This is a genomic window from Pseudonocardia sp. Ae150A_Ps1, from assembly GCF_001932315.1.
In the GTDB taxonomy this organism is placed as follows: domain Bacteria; phylum Actinomycetota; class Actinomycetes; order Mycobacteriales; family Pseudonocardiaceae; genus Pseudonocardia.
The window spans coordinates 749,643-769,151 of record NZ_MCIJ01000001.1 but is presented as its reverse complement, the minus strand read 5'-3'; the positions used below and the strand labels follow the sequence as shown (position 1 = coordinate 769,151).

Below are 19,509 nucleotides of genomic sequence, written 5' to 3'. Positions count from 1 at the left end.
CGGGGAGCGGTCAGGGGGTGCGGGCGGAGTGCAGGCGGGCGTAGGCGCCGCCGGCGCGCAGCAGCGTGTCGTGGGTGCCCTGCTCGACGATCCGGCCGGACTCCATGACCACGATCAGGTCGGCGTCGCGGATCGTCGACAGCCGGTGGGCGATGACGAAGCTGGTCCGCCCGGTGCGCAGGGTGGCCATGGCGCGCTGGATCAGCAGCTCGGTGCGGGTGTCGACGGCGCTGGTGGCCTCGTCGAGGACGAGCACCGCCGGCCGGGCGAGGAACGCCCGCGCCACCGTGATCAGCTGCTTCTCCCCGGCGCTGGCGCCGCCGGAGTCGTCGTCGAGGACGGTGTCGTAGCCGTCGGGCAGGGTCCGGACGAACGTGTCGACGCAGGTGGCGCGGGCCGCCTCCGCGATGTCCTCGCGGGTCGCGTCCGGCGCGCCGTAGGCGATGTTCTCCGCGATCGTCCCGCCGAACAGCCAGGTGTCCTGCAGGACGAGCCCGAAGCGGGAGCGCAGGTCGGCGCGGGTCATCGTCGCCGTGTCGGTGCCGTCCAGCAGGATCGTCCCGCCGTCGATCTCGTAGAAGCGCATCAGCAGGTTGCCCCGGGTGGTCTTGCCCGCGCCCGTCGGGCCGACGATCGCGACGGTGCTGCCCGGCTCGACGCGCAGCGACAGGTCCTCGATGAGCGGGGTCTCCGGGGTGTAGCGGAACGACACCCGGCGGAACTCGACGCGGCCGGCCGGGGCGCCGGGCGTCACCGGGGTGCACGGCTCGGGCTCCTGCTCGGGCGCGTCGAGCAGGGTGAACACCCGCTTCGCCGAGGCCACCCCCGACTGCAGCCGCCCGGCCACCGAGGCGATCTCGACGATCGGCTGGCTGAACTGGCGGGCGTAGAGGATGAACGCCTGCACGTCGCCGAGGGTGAGCGAGCCGGAGAGCACCTTCCAGGCCCCGACGACGGCGACCACCAGGTACCCGAGGTTCGCCACGAACATCATGACCGGCTCCATCGCGCCGGACGAGGTCTGGGCCGACGCCCCCGCGCGGTACACCGCGTCGTTGCACTCGGCGAACCGGCGCTGCGCCTCGGCACGGCGGTGGTGGCCGCGGATGAGGGCGTGCCCGGTGCAGACCTCCTCGACGTGCGCGTTGAGCGCGCCGTTCGCCTCCCACTGCGCGGTGAACTGCGGGTGGGCGCGGCGCCCCAGCCAGGTCGCGAGCAGCCCCGACACCGGCACGCTGAGGATCATCACGACGGCCAGCGACGGGGAGATGACGACCATCAGCGTCAGCATCGCGACCAGCGAGAGGATCGAGGTGATCAGCTCGGCGAGGGTCTGCTGGAGGGTCTGCTGCAGGTTGTCGACGTCGTTGGTGGTGCGCCCGAGCGTCTCGCCCGCGGGGTGCCGGTCGTAGTGCCGCAACGGGAGCCGGGACAGCTTCGCCTGCGCCCGGCCCCGCAGGTCGTGGATCACCCGCCACACCACGGACGCGACGATCCGGCCCTGCGCGAGGGTGAACAGCGACGCCCCGACGTAGACCACGAGCAGGACCAGCAGCAGCCGCCCGACCGACGCGAAGTCGACGCCGGTGGCCGGTCCGGGGCTGCCGGCGGCGTCGCCGCCGGGCCCGCCAGGACCGAGCACCCCGACCGCGACGAGGTCGGTGACCCGGCCCAGCAGCAGCGGCCCGACGGCGTTGAGCGCGATCCCGGCGACGCCGGTGAGCAGCGCGAGCGCCACCGGGCTGCGGTGCGGCCGCAGCAGCCCGACGAGCCGGCGGGCCGGGCGGTCACCCGGCCCCGGGGGTGCCGCAGCACCCGCGGCAGGCGTGGCCGGGTCCTGCTCAGTGACGTCCGGCGAGGCCATGGGCGGCGTCCTCCTCGGTGAGCTGTGAGTGCGCGATCTCGCGGTAGGTCGGGCTGTCGCGCAGCACGTCGTCGTGGGTGCCGTCGGCGACGAGCCGCCCGGCGTCGAGGACGACGACCCGGCCGGCGTCGCGCGCGGTGGAGACCCGCTGGGTCACGGTGATCACGGTGGCGCCGGCGGTCCACGGGACCAGCGCTGCCCGCAGCGCGGCGTCGGTGGCCTGGTCCAGCGCGGAGAAGCAGTCGTCGAACAGGTAGACGCCGGGGCGGCGGAGCAGGGTGCGGGCGATGCACAGCCGCTGGCGCTGGCCGCCGGAGACGGTCGTGCCGCCCTGCGCGACCTCGGCGTCCAGCCCGCCGGGCATCCGGGCGACGAACCCGTCGGCCTGCGCGACGCGCAGCGCCTCCCAGAGCTCGTCGTCGGTCGCGTCCGGACGCCCGAAGCGCAGGTTGCTCGCGACCGTGCCGGCGAACAGGTAGGGGCGCTGCGGCACGAACCCGACGGCGTCGGTCAGCACCGCCGGGTCGAGCTCGCGCACGTCGGTGCCGCCGACGCGGACGGTGCCGGCGGTCGGGTCGACCAGCCGCAGCACCAGGTTCAGCAGGGTCGTCTTGCCGCTGCCGGTGCTGCCCAGCACCGCGACCCGCTCGCCGGGCTCGACGGTCAGGCCGATCCCGTGCAGGACGGCGCGTTCCGCGCCCGGGTAGCGGAACTCCACGTCGTCCAGCTCCACCCGGCCGGTGGGGCCGCGCATCGGGACCGGGTCGGCCGGTGCCGGGACGCCCGGTTCGGTGTCGAGGACCTCCATGATCCGGCCCGCGCACACCCGGGCCCGAGGGACCTGCAGGAACACGAACGCGACCATCACGACCGACATGAGGATCAGCGACAGGTAGAACAGGAACGCGCTGAGCGCGCCGAGCTGCATGACGCCCGCGTCGATGCGCCGGGCGCCGACCCACATCAGGACGACCGTGAACAGGTTCATCAGCAGCAGCACCAGCGGCAGCATGGTGGCGATCAGCCTGCCGACCCGCTGGGAGAGGTCGAGGAACGCGTCGTTGGTGCGGGTGAAGCGCTGCTGTTCGTGGTCGTCGCGGACGAACGAGCGGACCACCCGCACCCCGGTGATCGACTCGCGGAGCAGCCGGCCGAGCCCGTCGAGGGTGACCTGCATCCGGTCGTAGAGGGTGCCCATCCGGGCCATCAGGAGTCCGAAGCAGACACCCACGACCAGCACGAGGACGACCAGCAGCAGCGCCAGTGGCACGTCCTGCTGCAGCGCGAGCACGACGCTGCCCACGCACATCAGGGGAGCGGAGACGACGACGCCGAACCCGGACCGGGCGAGGTTCTGGACCTGCTGGACGTCGTTGACCGTCCGGGTCAGCAGTGACGCGGTGCCGAACCGGCCGACCTCCCGGGCGGAGAAGTCGAGGATGCGGCCGAACACCGCGGAGCGCAGGTCCCGGCCCATCGCGGTGGAGGTGCGGGCACCCAGCGCGGTCGCGGCGAGCGCCGCGACGATCTGCGCGACGGCGACCCCCGCCATGATCGTCCCGAGCTCGGCGATCCGCCCGGGATCGGCCCGGACCACCCCCTCGTCGATGAGGGCCGCACCGAGCGTCGGCAGCAGCAGCGTGCCGGCGATCTGCACGGTCTGGAGGACGACGAGCACGCCCGCCGGTCCGGCGTAGCCGCGCAGCTGGGCGCGCGCGAGTCTCGACAGCACGTGAGGACACCCCGGTTCACGGCGGCCGCCGCGGGCCGCCCGGTGGACGGTGCCGGTGGCAGACCGGCCAGCACAGCCGACCAGACCGCGGACCCGGAATCCCCCAGTTCCGCGCACGATTTTCCGCGGCCGCACTCGTGAATTCCCTACACCCCGGAGAATTCGTTGACACCGTCTCACGGACCTTGCCAGCGTGCGGCGTGTCTCTCGTCCGGACAGCGTATTCGCCGCCGTGCCGACGGCCGGTCGACGCGTGTGGGCGGGCTCGGTAACGGTCGAGAAGGGAATCCCCATGTCCAAACGAGCTCTCATCACCGGAATCACCGGTCAGGACGGGTCCTACCTGGCGGAGCACCTGCTGTCGCAGGGCTACCAGGTCTGGGGCCTGATCCGGGGGCAGGCCAACCCCCGCAAGACGCGGGTCAGCCGGCTGGCGTCCGAACTGGACTTCGTCGACGGCGACCTGATGGACCAGGGCAGCCTGGTCTCGGCCGTCGACACCGTGCAGCCCGACGAGGTCTACAACCTCGGCGCGATCTCGTTCGTCCCGATGTCGTGGCAGCAGGCCGAGCTCGTCACCGAGGTCAACGGCACGGGCGTGCTGCGGATGCTGGAGGCGATCCGCATGGTCTCCGGGCTCTCGCCGTCGCGGACCGCGTCGCCGGACGGGCAGATCCGCTTCTACCAGGCGTCGTCGTCGGAGATGTTCGGCAAGGCGGCGGAGACCCCGCAGCGCGAGACGACGCTGTTCCACCCGCGCAGCCCCTACGGCGCCGCGAAGGCGTACGGCCACTACATCACCCGCAACTACCGCGAGTCGTTCGGGATGTACGCGGTGTCGGGCATGCTGTTCAACCACGAGTCGCCGCGCCGCGGCCAGGAGTTCGTCACCCGCAAGATCTCCCTGGCGGTCGCCCGGATCAAGCTCGGCCTGCAGCGCGACCTCGCGCTGGGCAACCTCGACGCGGTGCGCGACTGGGGCTACGCCGGCGACTACGTCCGCGCGATGCACCTGATGCTGCAGCAGGACGAGGCCGACGACTACGTGATCGGGACCGGGCAGATGCACTCGGTGCGCGACGCCGTGCAGATCGCGTTCGACCACGTCGGGCTGGACTGGCGGGACAACGTCGTCGTCGACCCGGCGCTCGTGCGCCCGGCCGAGGTCGAGGTGCTGTGCGCCGACAGCGTGCGGGCCCGCCGTCGGCTGGACTGGACGCCGGAGGTCGACTTCCCGGAGCTCATGCGGATGATGGTCGACTCCGACCTGGAGCACGTGGCCCGTGAGAACGAGTACGGCCACCTGCTGCTGGCCGCCAACTGGTGAACCGGCGGGCCACACACTAGGGATTTCCGGCCCGAATCGTCCGCACAATCGTCGGTGGTGAGCTCCTCCGCCGCGCGGCGGAATGGAGCGGCGATTCGGTTCCCGCCGGACGTGTGCGGAATTCCGGCGCGATTGTCGAGTGGGCGTCGGCTGCGAGACGGGTGGAGTTGGGATGGACAACGAACAGAAGCTCCGGGACTACCTCAAGCTGGCCACGGCCGATCTGCGCCGCAGCCGCCGGCGGGTGAGCGAGCTGGAGTCCGCCGCCCAGGAGCCGATCGCCGTCGTCGGGATGGCCTGCCGCTATCCCGGCGGTGTCCGCAGCCCCGAGGACCTGTGGCGGATGGTCGAGGCGGGGGAGGACGGCATCACGCCGTTCCCCACCGACCGCGGCTGGGACACCGCCGCGCTCGCCGGCTCGCCGACGGCGTCCGGCGGGTTCCTGCACGACGCCCCCGACTTCGACGCCGAGTTCTTCGGCATCTCCCCGCGCGAGGCCGTCGCGATGGACCCGCAGCAGCGGGTCGTCCTGGAGTCCGCGTGGGAGGCGTTCGAGCGGTCCGGGATCGACCCGGTCTCGCTGCAGGGCAGCCGGACCGGCGTGTTCGTCGGCGCGATGGCGCAGGACTACCGGGTCGGCCCGGCCGACGGTGCCGAGGGCTTCCAGCTCACCGGCAACACCGGCAGCGTCCTGTCGGGACGCATCTCCTACACCTTCGGCACGGTCGGCCCGGCCGTCACGGTCGACACCGCCTGCTCGTCGTCGCTGGTCGCGGTCCACCTGGCCACCCAGGCCCCGCGCGGCGGCGAGTGCTCGCTGGCGCTGGCCGGCGGTGTCACCGTGATGTCCGGGCCCGGCACCTTCATCGAGATGGGCCGGCAGGGCGGCCTGTCGGCCGACGGCCGCTGCCGTTCCTTCGGCGACACCGCCGACGGCACCGGCTGGGCCGAGGGCGTCGGTCTGCTCGTGCTGGAGCGGCTGTCCGACGCGCGCCGCAACGGGCACGAGGTGCTCGCCGTCGTCCGCGGGTCCGCGGTCAACCAGGACGGCGCGTCCAACGGCCTGACCGCCCCGAACGGCCCGTCGCAGCAGCAGGTCATCGAGCAGGCGCTGGTCAACGCCCGGCTGTCGGCCGGTGACGTCGACGTCGTCGAGGCACACGGCACCGGCACCACACTCGGCGACCCGGTCGAGGCGCAGGCACTGCTCGCCACCTACGGCCGCGACCGCGACGCCGGGCGCCCGCTGCTGCTCGGCTCGGTCAAGTCCAACATCAGCCACACCCAGGCCGCCGCGGGCGTCGCCGGCGTGATCAAGATGGTGATGGCGATGCGGCACGGGGTGCTGCCCCGCACGCTGCTCGCCGAGGACCCCAGCCGGCACGTCGACTGGTCCCCGGACACCGTCCGGATCCTCACCGAGAACACCGGCTGGCCGGCCACCGGCGCACCGCGCCGCGCCGGCGTCTCGTCGTTCGGGATCAGCGGCACCAACGCGCACACCATCGTCGAGCAGGCCCCCGAGCCCGAGGGGGCGGAGGGGGACGAGCACGCCCCGCCCGCTGACGCACCCGCCACGACCGAGGCCGGCACGCTGCCGGTCCTGCTCTCCGGCCGCACCCCCGAGGCGCTGCAGGCCCAGGCCGCCGCACTGCAGGACGCGCTCGCCACCGCCCCCGGCACCCCGCTGACCGACGTCGCGTGGTCGCTGGCCACCACCCGGACCGCGTTCGCCCACCGCGCCGTCCTGCTCGCCGCCGACCGCGACGCCCTAGCCGGTGACCTCGCCGCGCTCGCCGCCGGTGACCCCGCGGCCGCCCGCGACACCGTGACGGGCGAGGCCCGCGCGGAAGACCGGCTCGCCGTGCTGTTCACCGGGCAGGGTTCGCAGCGGATCGGCGCGGGGCGCGAGCTCGCCGCCCGCTTCCCGGTGTTCGCCGAGGCGCTGGACACCGTGCTCGCCGCGTTCGACCCGCACGTGCAGGGTCCGCTGCGCGAGATCCTCCGGGGCACCCCCGACGGCACCCCCGACGATTCCGACGGCACCGACGGGACCGCCGCCGCGCTGCTCGACGACACCGCCCACGCCCAGCCCGCGATCTTCGCGGTCGAGGTGGCGCTGTACCGGCTCGTCACCTCGCTCGGCGTCACCCCGGGCCACCTGCTCGGACACTCGGTCGGCGAGATCGCCGCCGCACACGTCGCGGGCGTGCTGTCCCTCGACGACGCCGCCACACTGGTCGCCGCCCGCGGCCGCCTGATGTCCGCGCTGCCCACCGGCGGCGCGATGGTCGCCGTGCAGGCGTCCGAGTCCGAGGTCGAGCCGCTGCTCGACGGGTACCGCGACCGGGTCTCCGTGGCCGCGGTCAACGGGCCGTCGGCCGTCGTGCTGTCCGGCGCCGACGAGGCCGTCACCGCGATCGCCGGCCGGCTCGCCGACGAGGGGCGCCGCACCCGGCGGCTGCGGGTCAGCCACGCGTTCCACTCGCCGCTGATGGAGCCGATGCTCGACGAGTTCCGCGCCGTCGTCGAGGGACTCGACCTGCAGGCGCCGCTGATCCCGATCGTCTCCGACGTGACCGGCGAGCTCGCGACCGTCGCCCAGCTCACCTCGGCCGACTACTGGGTCGAGCACGTCCGCAGCGCCGTCCGGTTCGCCGACGGCGTCGACTGGCTCGCCCGCCACGACGTCACCGCGTTCCTGGAGCTCGGCCCCGACGGCGCCCTGTCCGCCATGACGCGGGACTGCCTCGACGCCGCGGCCCCCGGCGCCACGGCGTCCGTCGCCGTGCCCGCGCTGCGCGCCGGGCGGCCCGAGGAGCAGACCCTCACCGCGGCACTGGCCGCGCTGCACACCCACGGCACCGCCGTCGACTGGGCGGCCTGGTTCGCCGGAACGGGCGCCCGCCGCACCGACCTGCCCACCTACGCGTTCCGGCGCCGCCGGTTCTGGCCCAAGGCGATCCAGACCGGTGCCGCCGACCTGCGCTCGGCCGGTCTCGGCGCCGCCCGCCACCCGCTGCTGTCCGCCGCGGTGTCGCTCGCCGACTCCGAGGGCGCGCTGCTCACCGGCCGGCTGTCGCTGCAGACCCACCCCTGGCTGGCCGACCACACCGTGCGCGGCACCACGCTGCTGCCCGGGACCGCGTTCCTGGAGCTGGCCGTCCGGGCCGGGGACGAGGTCGGCGCGACCGCGTCGAGGAGCTGACCCTCGCCGCCCCGCTGGCCCTGCCCGAGCAGGGCGGGGGCGCGGTGCAGCTGTGGGTCGGGGCCCCGGACCCGGGCGGCCGCCGCACCCTGACGGTCTACGCCCGGCCGGACGCCGACCCCGACACCGAGCACGACCTCCCGTGGACCCCGCACGCCACCGGCGTCCTCGCCGCCGCCGGCGCGGCCGCGGCGACCGTCGACGCGACCGAGTGGCCGCCCGCCGGGGCCGAGCCCCTCGCGGTCGACGACCTGTACGACCGCCTCGCCGAGAACGGCTTCGGCTACGGGCCGGCGTTCCGCGGGCTCACCGCGGCCTGGCGCCGCGACGACGCCGTCCACGCCGAGATCGTGCTGCCCGAGGCCGGCCGCGCCGACGCCGACGCGTTCGGCCTGCACCCGGCCGCGCTCGACGCCGCCCTGCACGCCGCCGGGTTCGTCGAGCTGGGCGAGCGCAGCCGCGGCGGGATGCCCTTCTCCTGGGAGGGCGTCACCCTGCACGCGAGCGGTGCGGGGACCCTGCGGGTGCGCCTGACCCCGGTCGCCGACGACGCGATCGCCGTCGCCGTCGCCGACGGGACCGGTGCGCCGGTCGCCACCGTCGACTCGCTGGTGCTGCGCGGGGTCGCCGACCACGACGTCGACTCCGCGGGCGCGGTCGCCCGGGACGCGCTGTTCCGGCTCGACCGGACACCCGTCACCCCGGCCGGGGAGGCCCCCGGCAGCGTCGTGATCGCCGGTCCCGACGTGCTCGGCCTCGCGGCACACCCCGGGCTCGACGCCACCGCGACCGCGCCGGACGGGCGCGACGGCGTCGCCGTGCACCCGGACCTGGCCGCGCTCGCGGGCGCCGACGGGCCCGCCCCCGAGGTCGTGCTGCTCGGCCTCGCCGGGGGGACGGGGCCCGCGGAGGCGCACCGGTGTGCCTCCGAGGCGCTCGCCGCCGTCCGCATCTGGCTCGACCACTCCGACCGCTTCGACGGGTCCCGGCTGGTCGTCGTGACCCGCGGCGCCACCACCGGCGACGGCATCGCCGCGGCGGCCGCGTGGGGCCTGCTCCGTTCCGCCCGCTCGGAGAACCCGGGCCGCTTCGCGCTGCTCGACCTCGCCGCGGACGCCGACCTCACCGACCTGCCGCTCGCCGCGCTCACCGCCGACGAGCCCGAGCTCACCCTGACCCGCGACGGGCTGCGGGCCACCCGGCTCGTGCGCCGGCCCGCCCCGCACGACGCGGGGGACGGCCCGTCCTTCGGCGACGGCGCCGTCCTGGTCACCGGCGGGACCGGCGGCCTCGGCGCCGTCGTCGCCCGGCACCTGGCCGGCGCGCACGGCGTGACCGACCTGCTGCTGGTCAGCCGGCGCGGCCCGGCCGCCGACGGCGCGTCGGAGCTGGTCGACGAGCTCGCCGCCGCGGGCGCGCGGGCCGACGTCGTCGCCTGCGACGTGACCGACCGCGACGCCGTGGCGGCCCTGTTCGGCGAGCACCGGGTCTCGTCCGTGGTGCACACCGCCGGGGTCCTCGACGACGGCACCGTCGGCTCGCTCACCCCCGAGCGGCTCGCGACGGTGCTGCGCCCGAAGATCGACGCCGCCTGGAACCTGCACACCGTGGCCGCCGAGCAGGACGTGGAGCTCGCCTCGTTCGTGCTGTTCTCGTCGGTCGCCGGGGTGTTCGGCAGCCCCGGGCAGGCGAACTACGCCGCCGGCAACGCCGCCCTCGACGCGCTCGCCGCGCACCGCCGCGCCGCCGGCCTGCCGGGGCTCTCGCTGGCCTGGGGCCCGTGGGAGCGGACCGGCGGGATGACCGGTGGCGTCTCCGACGACGACATGGCGCGGATGGCCCGCGCCGGGACCCCCGCCCTGACCGTCGAGCAGGGCCTGGCGCTGTTCGACGCCGCGCTCGGCTCGGCCGACCCGGCCGTCGTGCCGGTCCGGCTCGACCTGCCCGCCCTGCGCGCCGCCGGGGACGTGCCGCCGCTGCTGCGGTCGCTGATCCGGACCCGGGCCCGGCGCACCGCCGCCACCGGCTCGGCGACCGCGAGCGGTCTCGCCCAGCGCCTGGCCCGGCTCGACGCCGAGGGCCGTGAGGAGCTCGTGCTCGACCTGGTCCGTGGCCAGGTCGCGCTGGTGCTCGGGCACGCCGGTGCCGACGACGTCGACGCCGGCCGCGCGTTCCGCGACCTCGGTTTCGACTCGCTGACCGCCGTCGAGCTGCGCAACCGGCTCGGCACCGTCACCGGGCTGCGGCTGCCCGCCACCCTGGTCTTCGACCACCCGACCGTCCGGCACCTCGCGGCCCACGTCACGGCCGAGCTGCTGGGCACCGAGGCCGAGGTCCTGCCCGCGAACCGCGCGGGCGCCGACCCCGCCGACCGCGACGACCCGATCGTCATCGTCGGCATGGCCTGCCGCTACCCGGGCGGGGTCTCCACCCCCGACGAGCTGTGGCGGCTCGTCACCGAAGGAACCGACGCGATCTCCGGGTTCCCGACGAACCGGAACTGGGACGTCGAGGCACTCCACCACCCGGACCCGGACCACCCCGGCACCACCTACAGCCGGTCCGGCGGGTTCCTGCACGAGGCAGGCGAGTTCGACCCGGCGTTCTTCGGGATGAGCCCGCGCGAGGCGCTGGCCACCGACTCGCAGCAGCGGCAGCTGCTGGAGACGTCCTGGGAGGCCGTCGAACGGGCCGGGATCGACCCGTCGACGCTGCGCGGCACCGCCACCGGTGTGTTCGCCGGGGTCATGTACAGCGACTACAACGCGGTGCTGGCCGGGCCCGAGTTCGAGGGCTTCCAGGGCGTCGGCAGCTCGCCGAGCCTCGCCTCCGGCCGGGTCGCCTACACCCTCGGGCTGGAGGGGCCCGCCGTCACCGTCGACACCGCCTGCTCGTCGTCGCTGGTCGCGATGCACTGGGCGATGCAGGCGCTGCGCACCGGGGAGTGCTCGCTGGCACTCGCCGGTGGCGTCACCGTGATGTCCACCCCGGCGGCGTTCGTCGACTTCGCCCGCCAGCGCGGCCTCTCACCGGACGGCCGCTGCAAGGCGTTCTCCGACGACGCCGACGGCGTGGGCTGGTCCGAGGGCGTCGGCATGCTCGTGCTGGAGCGGCAGTCCGACGCCGTCCGCCACGGTCACGAGGTGCTGGCGGTCGTCCGCGGGTCGGCCGTCAACCAGGACGGCGCCTCCAACGGCCTGACCGCGCCGAACGGCCCGTCGCAGCAGCGCGTGATCCGCCAGGCGCTGGCGAGCGCGGGGCTGTCCACCGGCGACGTCGACGTCGTCGAGGCGCACGGCACCGGCACGACCCTGGGCGACCCGATAGAGGCGCAGGCGCTGCTCGCCACCTACGGCCGCGACCGGGACACCGACCGGCCGCTGCACCTCGGCTCGCTGAAGTCGAACATCGGACACACCCAGGCCGCCGCCGGCGTCGCCGGCGTGATCAAGATGGTGCAGGCCATGCGGCACGGGGTGCTGCCCCGCACGCTGCACGCCGACGTCCCGTCGTCGCACGTGGACTGGACCGACGGCGCGGTGGAGCTGCTCACCGAGGACACCGCCTGGCCGGAGACCGGCCGCGCGCGCCGCGCCGCCGTGTCGTCGTTCGGGATCAGCGGCACCAACGTCCACACCGTCCTCGAGCAGGGCCCCCCGACCGCACCCGCCGACGAGCCCGGGCGCACCCCGACCGTCGTGCCGCTGCTGCTGTCGGGCCGCGGCCGCGCCGCCCTGCGCGGGCAGGCAGCCCGGCTGCTCGGGCACCTCCGGGACCACCCCGGGACCCGCACCGTCGATCTCGCCCACTCGCTCGCCACCACCCGCACCCGCTTCGACCAGCGGGCCGCGGTCCTCGCCGGCGACCGCGACGACCTGCTCGCCTCGCTCGGCGCGCTCGCCGCCGGACGCCCGGACCCGCTCGTCGTCGAGGGGGAGACCGCGGGCCGTGCCCGCCTCGCGGTGCTGTTCACCGGCCAGGGCAGCCAGCGCGCCGCCATGGGCCGCGAGCTGTACGCCGCGCAGCCGGTGTTCGCCGCCGCGTTCGACGAGGTCTGCGCCGAGCTGGACCCGCTGCTCGACCGCCCGCTCGCCGGGGTCGTGTTCGCCGACGAGGGCACCGACGACGCCGCGCTGCTCGACGAGACCGGCTGGACCCAGCCCGCGCTGTTCGCGGTCGAGGTCGCGCTGTACCGGCTCGTGGAGAGCTGGGGCGTGCGCGCCGACCTCGTGGCCGGGCACTCGATCGGCGAGATCACCGCCGCGCACGTCGCCGGGGTGTTCACCCTCGCCGACGCCGCCCGGCTCGTCGCCGCCCGCGCCCGCCTCATGCAGGCCCTGCCCACCGGCGGCGCCATGATCGCGATCCGGGCGGGCGAGGACGAGGTCACCCCGCTGCTCGACGACCGGGTCGCGCTCGCCGCGGTCAACGCGCCGGACTCGGTCGTCGTCTCCGGCGACGCCGACGCCGCCGCCGCGCTCGCCGCGACGTTCGCCGAGCAGGGCCGCCGCACCCGCACGCTGCGCGTCAGCCACGCGTTCCACTCGCCGCACATGGACGGCATGCTCGACGACTTCCGCGCCGTCGCGGAGGGGATCGCCTACGGCGCACCCCGGATCCCGGTGGTCTCCGACCTCACCGGCGCCCGCGCCACCGACGACGAGCTGTGCGACCCCGGGTACTGGGTGCGGCACGTGCGCGAGGCCGTCCGGTTCGCCGACTGCGTCACCACGCTGCACGCCGAGGGCGCGACCGTCCTGCTGGAGCTGGGACCCGACGCGCCGCTCACCGCGATGGCCCGGGAGACCCTCGGGGACGGCGCGGACGTCGCGCTGGTGCCGTTCCTGCGCGCCGACCGGGGCGAGGAGCTCGCCGCCGCGACGGCCGCCGGGCTGCTGCAGGTCCACGGCGTCGACCTCGACCAGGACGCCCTCCTCGCCGGGACCGGCGCCCGCCGCACCGCGCTGCCGACCTACGCCTTCCAGCACGAGTTCTACTGGCCGCAGCTGCCCGCCGCCCCCGCGTCCGGCGGTGCCGACGCCGACCCGGCCGACCGGCAGCTGTGGGCCGCCGTCGAGCGCGGCGACGCCGCCGAGCTGGCCGGCATCCTCGGCCTCGACACCGACGACGGCGCCACACCGCTGCTGCCCGCCCTGACCACCTGGCGGCGCGGCAACCGGGAGAAGGCGCAGCTCGACACCCTGCGCTACCGCGTCGAGTGGACCCGGCTGCGGCGTCCCGCCGCCCCGGTCCTCGACGGCACCTGGCTGCTGGTCTCCACCGGTGCGACCGCCGACGCCGAGGGCACGCTGCTCGACGGGCTCGCCGACGCCCTCGGCGCGCACGGCGCCCGGGTCCGCCGCCTCGTCCTCGACGACGACTGCGCGGCCGACCTCACCGACGTCGCCGCGCAGCTGGCCGAGGGCACCGACGAGGGGGACCCCGCCGCCCACGTGCTGTCCGTCCTGCCGCTGGACGAGCGCCCCGCGGAGGGTGCCGAACCGCTGACCCGCGGCCTCGCGCTGACCGTCGCGCTCGTCCAGGCCCTCGCCGACGGCGAGGCCGGCAGCGCCGGGATCGGGGTGAGCGGCCGGCTCTGGACCGCGACCCGCGGCGCCGTCTCCACCGGGCCCGCCGATCCGGTCACCCACCCGCTGCAGGCCACCGCCTGGGGCCTGGGCCGCAGCGTCGCCCTGGAGCACCCGCGGCTGTGGGGCGGCCTCGTCGACCTCCCGGCCGAGCTCGACCCGCGCAGCGGCCAGCGTCTCGCCGGCGTCCTCGCCGAGAAGGACACCCCCGACGGCGAGGACCAGGTCGCGCTGCGCGCCTCCGGCGTCTCCGGGCGGCGGCTCGTCCGGCACACCGTCGACGCGCTGCCGCCGGCCACCGCCTTCACCGCCACCGGATCGGTGCTGGTCACCGGCGGTACCGGCGGGTTGGGCGCGGAGGTCGCCCGCTGGCTGGCCCGCTCCGGCGCGGCGCACCTGGTGCTCACCAGCCGCCGCGGCGCCGACGCCCCCGGCGCCGCCGAACTGCGCGACGAGCTCACCGCGCTCGGTGCCTCGGTCGCGATCGAGGCGTGCGACGTGACCGACCGGGACGCGCTCGCCGCCGTCCTGGACGCCGTGCCCGCCCACGCGCCGCTGACGGGTGTCGTGCACACCGCAGGCGTCGGCCACTACGACGCACTCGACACCCTCGACGTCGGCGGCGTCGCCGCCCGCGCGAGCGCCAAGATCGCCGGCGCCGCGCACCTCGACGACCTGCTCGGCGACCGCGAGCTGGACCTGTTCGTGCTGTTCGGCTCCGTCGCCGGGGTGTGGGGGAGCGGTGCGCAGAGCGCCTACGGCGCCGCCAACGCCTATCTCGACGCGCTCGCCGCACACCGCCGCGCCCGCGGCCTCGCCGCGACGGGCGTCGCCTGGGGCCCGTGGGCCGGGTCCGGGATGGCGGCCGACGACGCCGTCGCCGGGACCCTGCAGCGGCAGGGCCTCGGGATGCTCGATCCCGGCCCGGCCATGGCCGAGCTGCGCCGCGCCGTCGTCGACGGCGACGTCACGGTCACCGTCGCCGACGTCGACTGGGACCGCTACGCGCCGCTGTTCACCTCGGCCCGGCCGAGCGCGCTGATCTCCGGCCTCGCGGACCTGGGAGAGCCGGAGGCCGGTGCGGGCGTCACCGAGATCGTCACGAGGGTCCGCGCCCTCGACGAGCCCGCCGGGACGCGGCTGCTCGCCGAGCTGGTCCGCGGCGAGGCCGCCACCGTGCTGGGCCACGGCTCGGCCGACGCCGTCACCGAGTCCCGCGCCTTCCGCGACCTCGGCTTCGACTCGCTCACCGGGGTCGAGCTGCGCACCCGCCTCGGTGCCGCCACCGGCCTGACCCTGCCCAGCACCCTGGTGTTCGACCACCCGACGCCGCTGGAGCTCGCCCGATGGCTGCGCGCGGAGATCCTCGGCGCCGCCCTCGACGTCACCGGCCCGGTCGCCACCGGCGCCGCCGACGACGAGCCGATCGCGATCATCGGCATGGCCTGCCGGTTCCCCGGGGGTGTCTCCTCGCCGGAGGCGCTGTGGGACCTCGTCACCTCCGGCACCGACGCGATCACCGACTTCCCGGTCAACCGCGGCTGGGACACCGCCGCGCTGTTCGACCGCGACCCGGACCGCCCCGGCACCACCTACTCCACCCGCGGTGGCTTCCTGCACACCGCCGACGAGTTCGACCCGTCGTTCTTCGGGATCTCGCCGCGCGAGGCGCTCGTCATGGACCCGCAGCAGCGGCTGCTGCTGGAGACCACCTGGGAGTCGTTCGAGCGGGCCGGGATCCGGCCCGACACCGTCCGCGGCAGCCTCACCGGCACCTTCATCGGGTCCAGCTACCAGGAGTACGGGCTCGGCGCGGGCGACGGCGCCGAGGGCCACCTCGTCACCGGCACCAGCCCGAGCGTCCTGTCCGGCCGGCTGTCCTACGTGTTCGGGCTGGAGGGCCCGGCCGTCACCGTCGACACCGCGTGCTCGTCGTCGCTGGTGGCGCTGCACCTGGCCTGCCAGTCGCTGCGCAACGGCGAGAGCAGCCTCGGCGTCGCCGGCGGTGCCACGATCATGACCACGCCCAACCCGTTCGTCGCGTTCAGCCGCCAGCGCGCGCTGGCCCGCGACGGCCGTTGCAAGGCGTTCTCCGACGACGCCGACGGCATGACCCTCGCCGAGGGCGTCGGCATCGTGCTGGTCGAACGGCTCTCCGACGCCCAGCGCAACGGCCACCCGGTGCTCGCCGTGATCCGCGGCTCCGCCATCAACCAGGACGGCGCCTCCAATGGCCTCACCGCCCCGAACGGGCCGTCCCAGCAGCGGGTCATCCGGCAGGCGCTGGCCAACGCCCGGCTGGAGCCCGGCGACGTCGACGCCCTCGAGGCGCACGGCACCGGCACCCCGCTGGGCGACCCGATCGAGGCCCAGGCCCTGCAGACCACCTACGGCCGCGACCGCGACCCGGAGCGCGCGCTGCTGCTCGGCTCGGTGAAGTCCAACATCGGGCACACCCAGTCCGCCGCCGGCGTCGCCTCGGTGATCAAGACGGTGATGGCGCTGCGGCACGGGGTGCTGCCCCGCACGCTGCACGCCGACGAGCCGTCGTCGCACGTGGACTGGTCGGGCGGCAGCGTCGCGCTGCTCGGCGAGCAGACCGCATGGCCCGAGACCGGCCGCCCGCGCCGCGCCGCGGTGTCGTCGTTCGGGATCAGCGGCACCAACGCGCACGCCGTCCTGGAGCAGGCGCCGGCCGCGGACGTCGCCCCCGAGGTCCTGCCGGGCCCCGCCGGGGCCCTGCCGTGGGTGCTCGGCGCCCGCGGCGGTGCCGCACTCCGCGGGCAGGCCGACCGGCTGCTCGCCCACCTCGAGACGTCCACCGACCGCCCGGCCGACGTCGGGTACGCCCTGGTCACCGCGCGGGTGCCGTTCGAGCACCGCGCCGTCGTCGTCGCCGCCGACCCCGCTGAGCGGACGGGCGGGCTGCGTGCTGTCGCCGCCGATGGGCCGTCCGGGGTGGTCGCCCGCGGCGTCGCCGACGTCGACGGCCGCACCGTGTTCGTCTTTCCCGGGCAGGGCTCGCAGTGGCTCGGCATGGGCGCGCAGCTGCTCGACGAGTCCCCGGTCTTCGCCGACCGGGTCGCCGAGTGCGCCGAGGCACTCGCCGAGTTCACCGACTGGTCGCTCGACGACGTGCTCCGCGGCGCCGAGGGGGCGCCGCCGGTCGAGCGGGTCGACGTCGTCCAACCCGCCACCTTCGCCGTCATGGTCGGCCTGGCCGCGCTGTGGCGCGCGCACGGCGTCGAGCCCGACGCGGTCGTCGGCCACTCCCAGGGCGAGATCGCCGCCGCCGTCGTCTCCGGTGCGCTGTCGCTGCGCGACGGGGCCCGGGTGGTCGCGCTGCGCAGCCGGGCGATCGCGCGGTCGCTGGCCGGGCGCGGCGGCATGATGTCGGTCGCGCTGCCGGTCGCCGACGCCGAGGAGCACCTCGCCGGCTACGAGGGCCGGGTGTCGGTGGCCGCCGTCAACGGCCCCCGCTCCGCGGTGCTCGCCGGCGAGCCCGACGCACTCGACGAGCTGCTCGCCGCGTTCGACGCCGCCGACGTCCGCGCCCGCCGGATCGCGGTGGACTACGCCTCGCACTCGCACCAGGTCGAGGACCTGCGCGACGAGCTCGCCACGACCCTCGCCGGAATCGCCCCGCAGCCGTCGCAGGTGCCGGTGTTCTCCACGGTCACGGGCGACTGGCTCGACACGTCCACGATGGACGCCTCCTACTGGTACGAGAACCTGCGCAACCGGGTCCGGTTCGCCGACGCCGTGGAGGCGCTGCAGGACGGCGAGTACCGCACGTTCGTCGAGTCGAGCCCGCACCCGGTGCTGTCGATGGCCGTGCAGGACGTCCTCGACGACGCCGGCACCACCGGCGTCGCCGGCGGGACGCTGCGCCGCGACCAGGGCGGCTACGACCGGTTCCTGCTGTCCGCGGCCGAGCTGTACGTCCGCGGGCTCGCCGTCGACTGGGCCCGCCTGTTCGACGGGACCGGTGCGTCCCGGGTCGACCTGCCCACCTACGCCTTCACCCGCGAGCAGCTGTGGGTGGTCCCGCCGGCCGTCACGGCCGCCGCCGACCCCCAGGACGAGGCGTTCTGGGCCGCCGTCGAGGACGGCGACGTCGCCGCACTGACCTCCACCCTGGACACCGACCCCGGCGCGGTCGCCGCCGTCCTGCCCGCGCTAGCGACCTGGCGCCGCGGGCGCCGGGACCGCTCCACCCTGGACTCCTGGCGCTACCGCGTGGCCTGGAACCCGGCCGGGTCACTGCCGCAGCGCACCCTGGACGGCACCTGGCTGCTCGTCACCGCCGACGGCGTCGACGACGCCGAGGTGGCCGGTGCGCTGGCCGCGCACGGCGCCGACGTGCGCCGCGTCGTCCTCGACGCGGAGTGCACCGACCGCACCGTGCTGGCCGGGCGGCTCACCGCCGCGACCACGGACGGGGAGGACCCCACCGGTGTCGTCTCCGGTGTCGTCTCGGTGCTCGCCGAGGCCGACGCGACGACCGTGCCGGAGACCGGCCTGGTCACCGGCGTCGCGCTGACCGTCGCACTCGTCCAGGCGCTCGGCGACACCGGGATCGACGCGCCGATGTGGGCGCTGACCCGCGGCGCCGTCACCACCGGCCGTGCCGACGAGGTCACCTCCCCGGTCCAGGTCCAGGTCCAGGCCCAGGCCCAGGTCCTCGGCATCGGCTGGACCGCCGCGCTGGAGCACCCGCAGCGCTGGGGCGGGACGATCGACCTGCCCGCCGCCCTCGACGACCGCGCCGCCGCCCGCCTCGCCGCCGTCCTCGCCGGGGAGCTGGGCACCGACGACCAGCTCGCGCTGCGCCCCACCGGCGTGTTCACCCGGCGGATCGTGCGGGCCGAGCCCGCCGGCGCCCGCCCGGCCCGCGAGTGGAACCCGCGCGGGACCACCCTGGTCACCGGTGGATCCGGCACCCTCGCACCGCACCTGGCGCGCCGGCTCGTCGAGCGGGGCGCCGAGCACGTCGTCCTGCTGTCCCGGCGCGGCCCCGACGCCCCCGGCTCGGCCGAGCTGCTCACCGAGCTCGGCGACACCGGCACCGAGATCGAGGCCGTGGCCTGCGACATCACCGACCGCGCCGCCGTCGCGGGGCTGCTGGAGCGGCTCTCCGCACAGGGCCGCACGGTGGGCACGGTCCTGCACACCGCCGCCACCATCGAGCTGGCGACCCTCGACGCCACCACCCAGGACGAGGTCGCCCGGGTGCTGCACGCCAAGGTCACCGGCGCGCAGGTGCTCACCGACCTGCTCGACGAGCAGACCGCCGAGCCGGCCGAGGTCGTCCTCTTCTCCTCCACAGCGGGCATGTGGGGCAGCGGCGCGCACGCCGCCTACGTCGCCGGCAACGCCCACCTCGCCGCGCTGGCCGAGCACCGGCGGGCCCGTGGCCTGCCTGCGACCTCGGTCGCCTGGGGCATCTGGGCCGACGACCTCAAGCTCGGCCGGGTCGACCCGGCCGCGATCCGGGGCAGCGGCCTGGTGTTCATGGACCCGCAGCTCGCGCTGAACGGACTGGAGCGGGCCCTCGACGACGCCGAGACCGTCGTCGCGGTCGCCGACGTCGACTGGGACACCTACCACCCCGTCTACACCTCCGGCCGGCCCACGCCGCTCTACGACGAGGTCCCCGAGGTCGCGGCGCTCACCGCGGCCGCCGAGCGGACCGCGGGCACCGTGGCCGAGGGCGAGTTCGCCGCCGCGCTGAGCGGGCTCTCCGACGCCGAGGCGCTCCGCCGGATCCTCGACGTCGTCCGCACCGAG

The 19,509-nt window shown here is 75.9% G+C and carries 3 protein-coding genes and 1 pseudogene (1 of these 4 cut by a window edge); 2 read left to right on the top strand and 2 right to left on the bottom strand.

Translation table 11 applies throughout. The features are described 5' to 3' along the window. Positions 1-10: 10 nt before the first annotated feature. Together Ae150APs1_RS03230 and Ae150APs1_RS03225 are read right to left on the bottom strand one after the other, a co-directional pair. The gene (locus Ae150APs1_RS03230) at positions 11-1,864 is read right to left on the bottom strand and encodes an ABC transporter ATP-binding protein (protein WP_075295673.1); all 1,854 of its coding nucleotides are present in this window, start codon (positions 1,862-1,864) and stop codon (positions 11-13) included. After that, entirely contained in the window at positions 1,842-3,596 is a 1,755-nt protein-coding gene (locus tag Ae150APs1_RS03225) for an ABC transporter ATP-binding protein (RefSeq protein ID WP_075295671.1), read from the bottom strand. Before Ae150APs1_RS03225 ends, Ae150APs1_RS03230 begins: the two co-directional genes overlap by 23 nt. Positions 3,597-3,888: 292 nt before the next feature. On the opposite strand from Ae150APs1_RS03225, the gene Ae150APs1_RS03220 reads away from it, so the two are divergent. Both Ae150APs1_RS03220 and Ae150APs1_RS03215 read left to right on the top strand, forming a co-directional pair. Continuing rightward, a complete protein-coding gene (locus Ae150APs1_RS03220; protein WP_010232889.1) occupies positions 3,889-4,923 on the top strand; it encodes a GDP-mannose 4,6-dehydratase in 1,035 nt (344 codons plus the stop codon). A gap of 172 nt (positions 4,924-5,095) precedes the next feature. Further along, positions 5,096-19,509, top strand: a pseudogene (locus tag Ae150APs1_RS03215) (type I polyketide synthase) (it continues 14,180 nt past the right edge of the window).

What these genes read in the sequence shown, in the direction of transcription:
- Ae150APs1_RS03220 (WP_010232889.1), top strand. Translation starts at nt 3,889, where the DNA reads ATGTCCAAACGAGCTCTCATCACCGGAATCACCGGTCAGGACGGGTCC.
- Ae150APs1_RS03230 (WP_075295673.1), bottom strand. Translation starts at nt 1,864, where the DNA reads ATGGCCTCGCCGGACGTCACTGAGCAGGACCCGGCCACGCCTGCCGCG.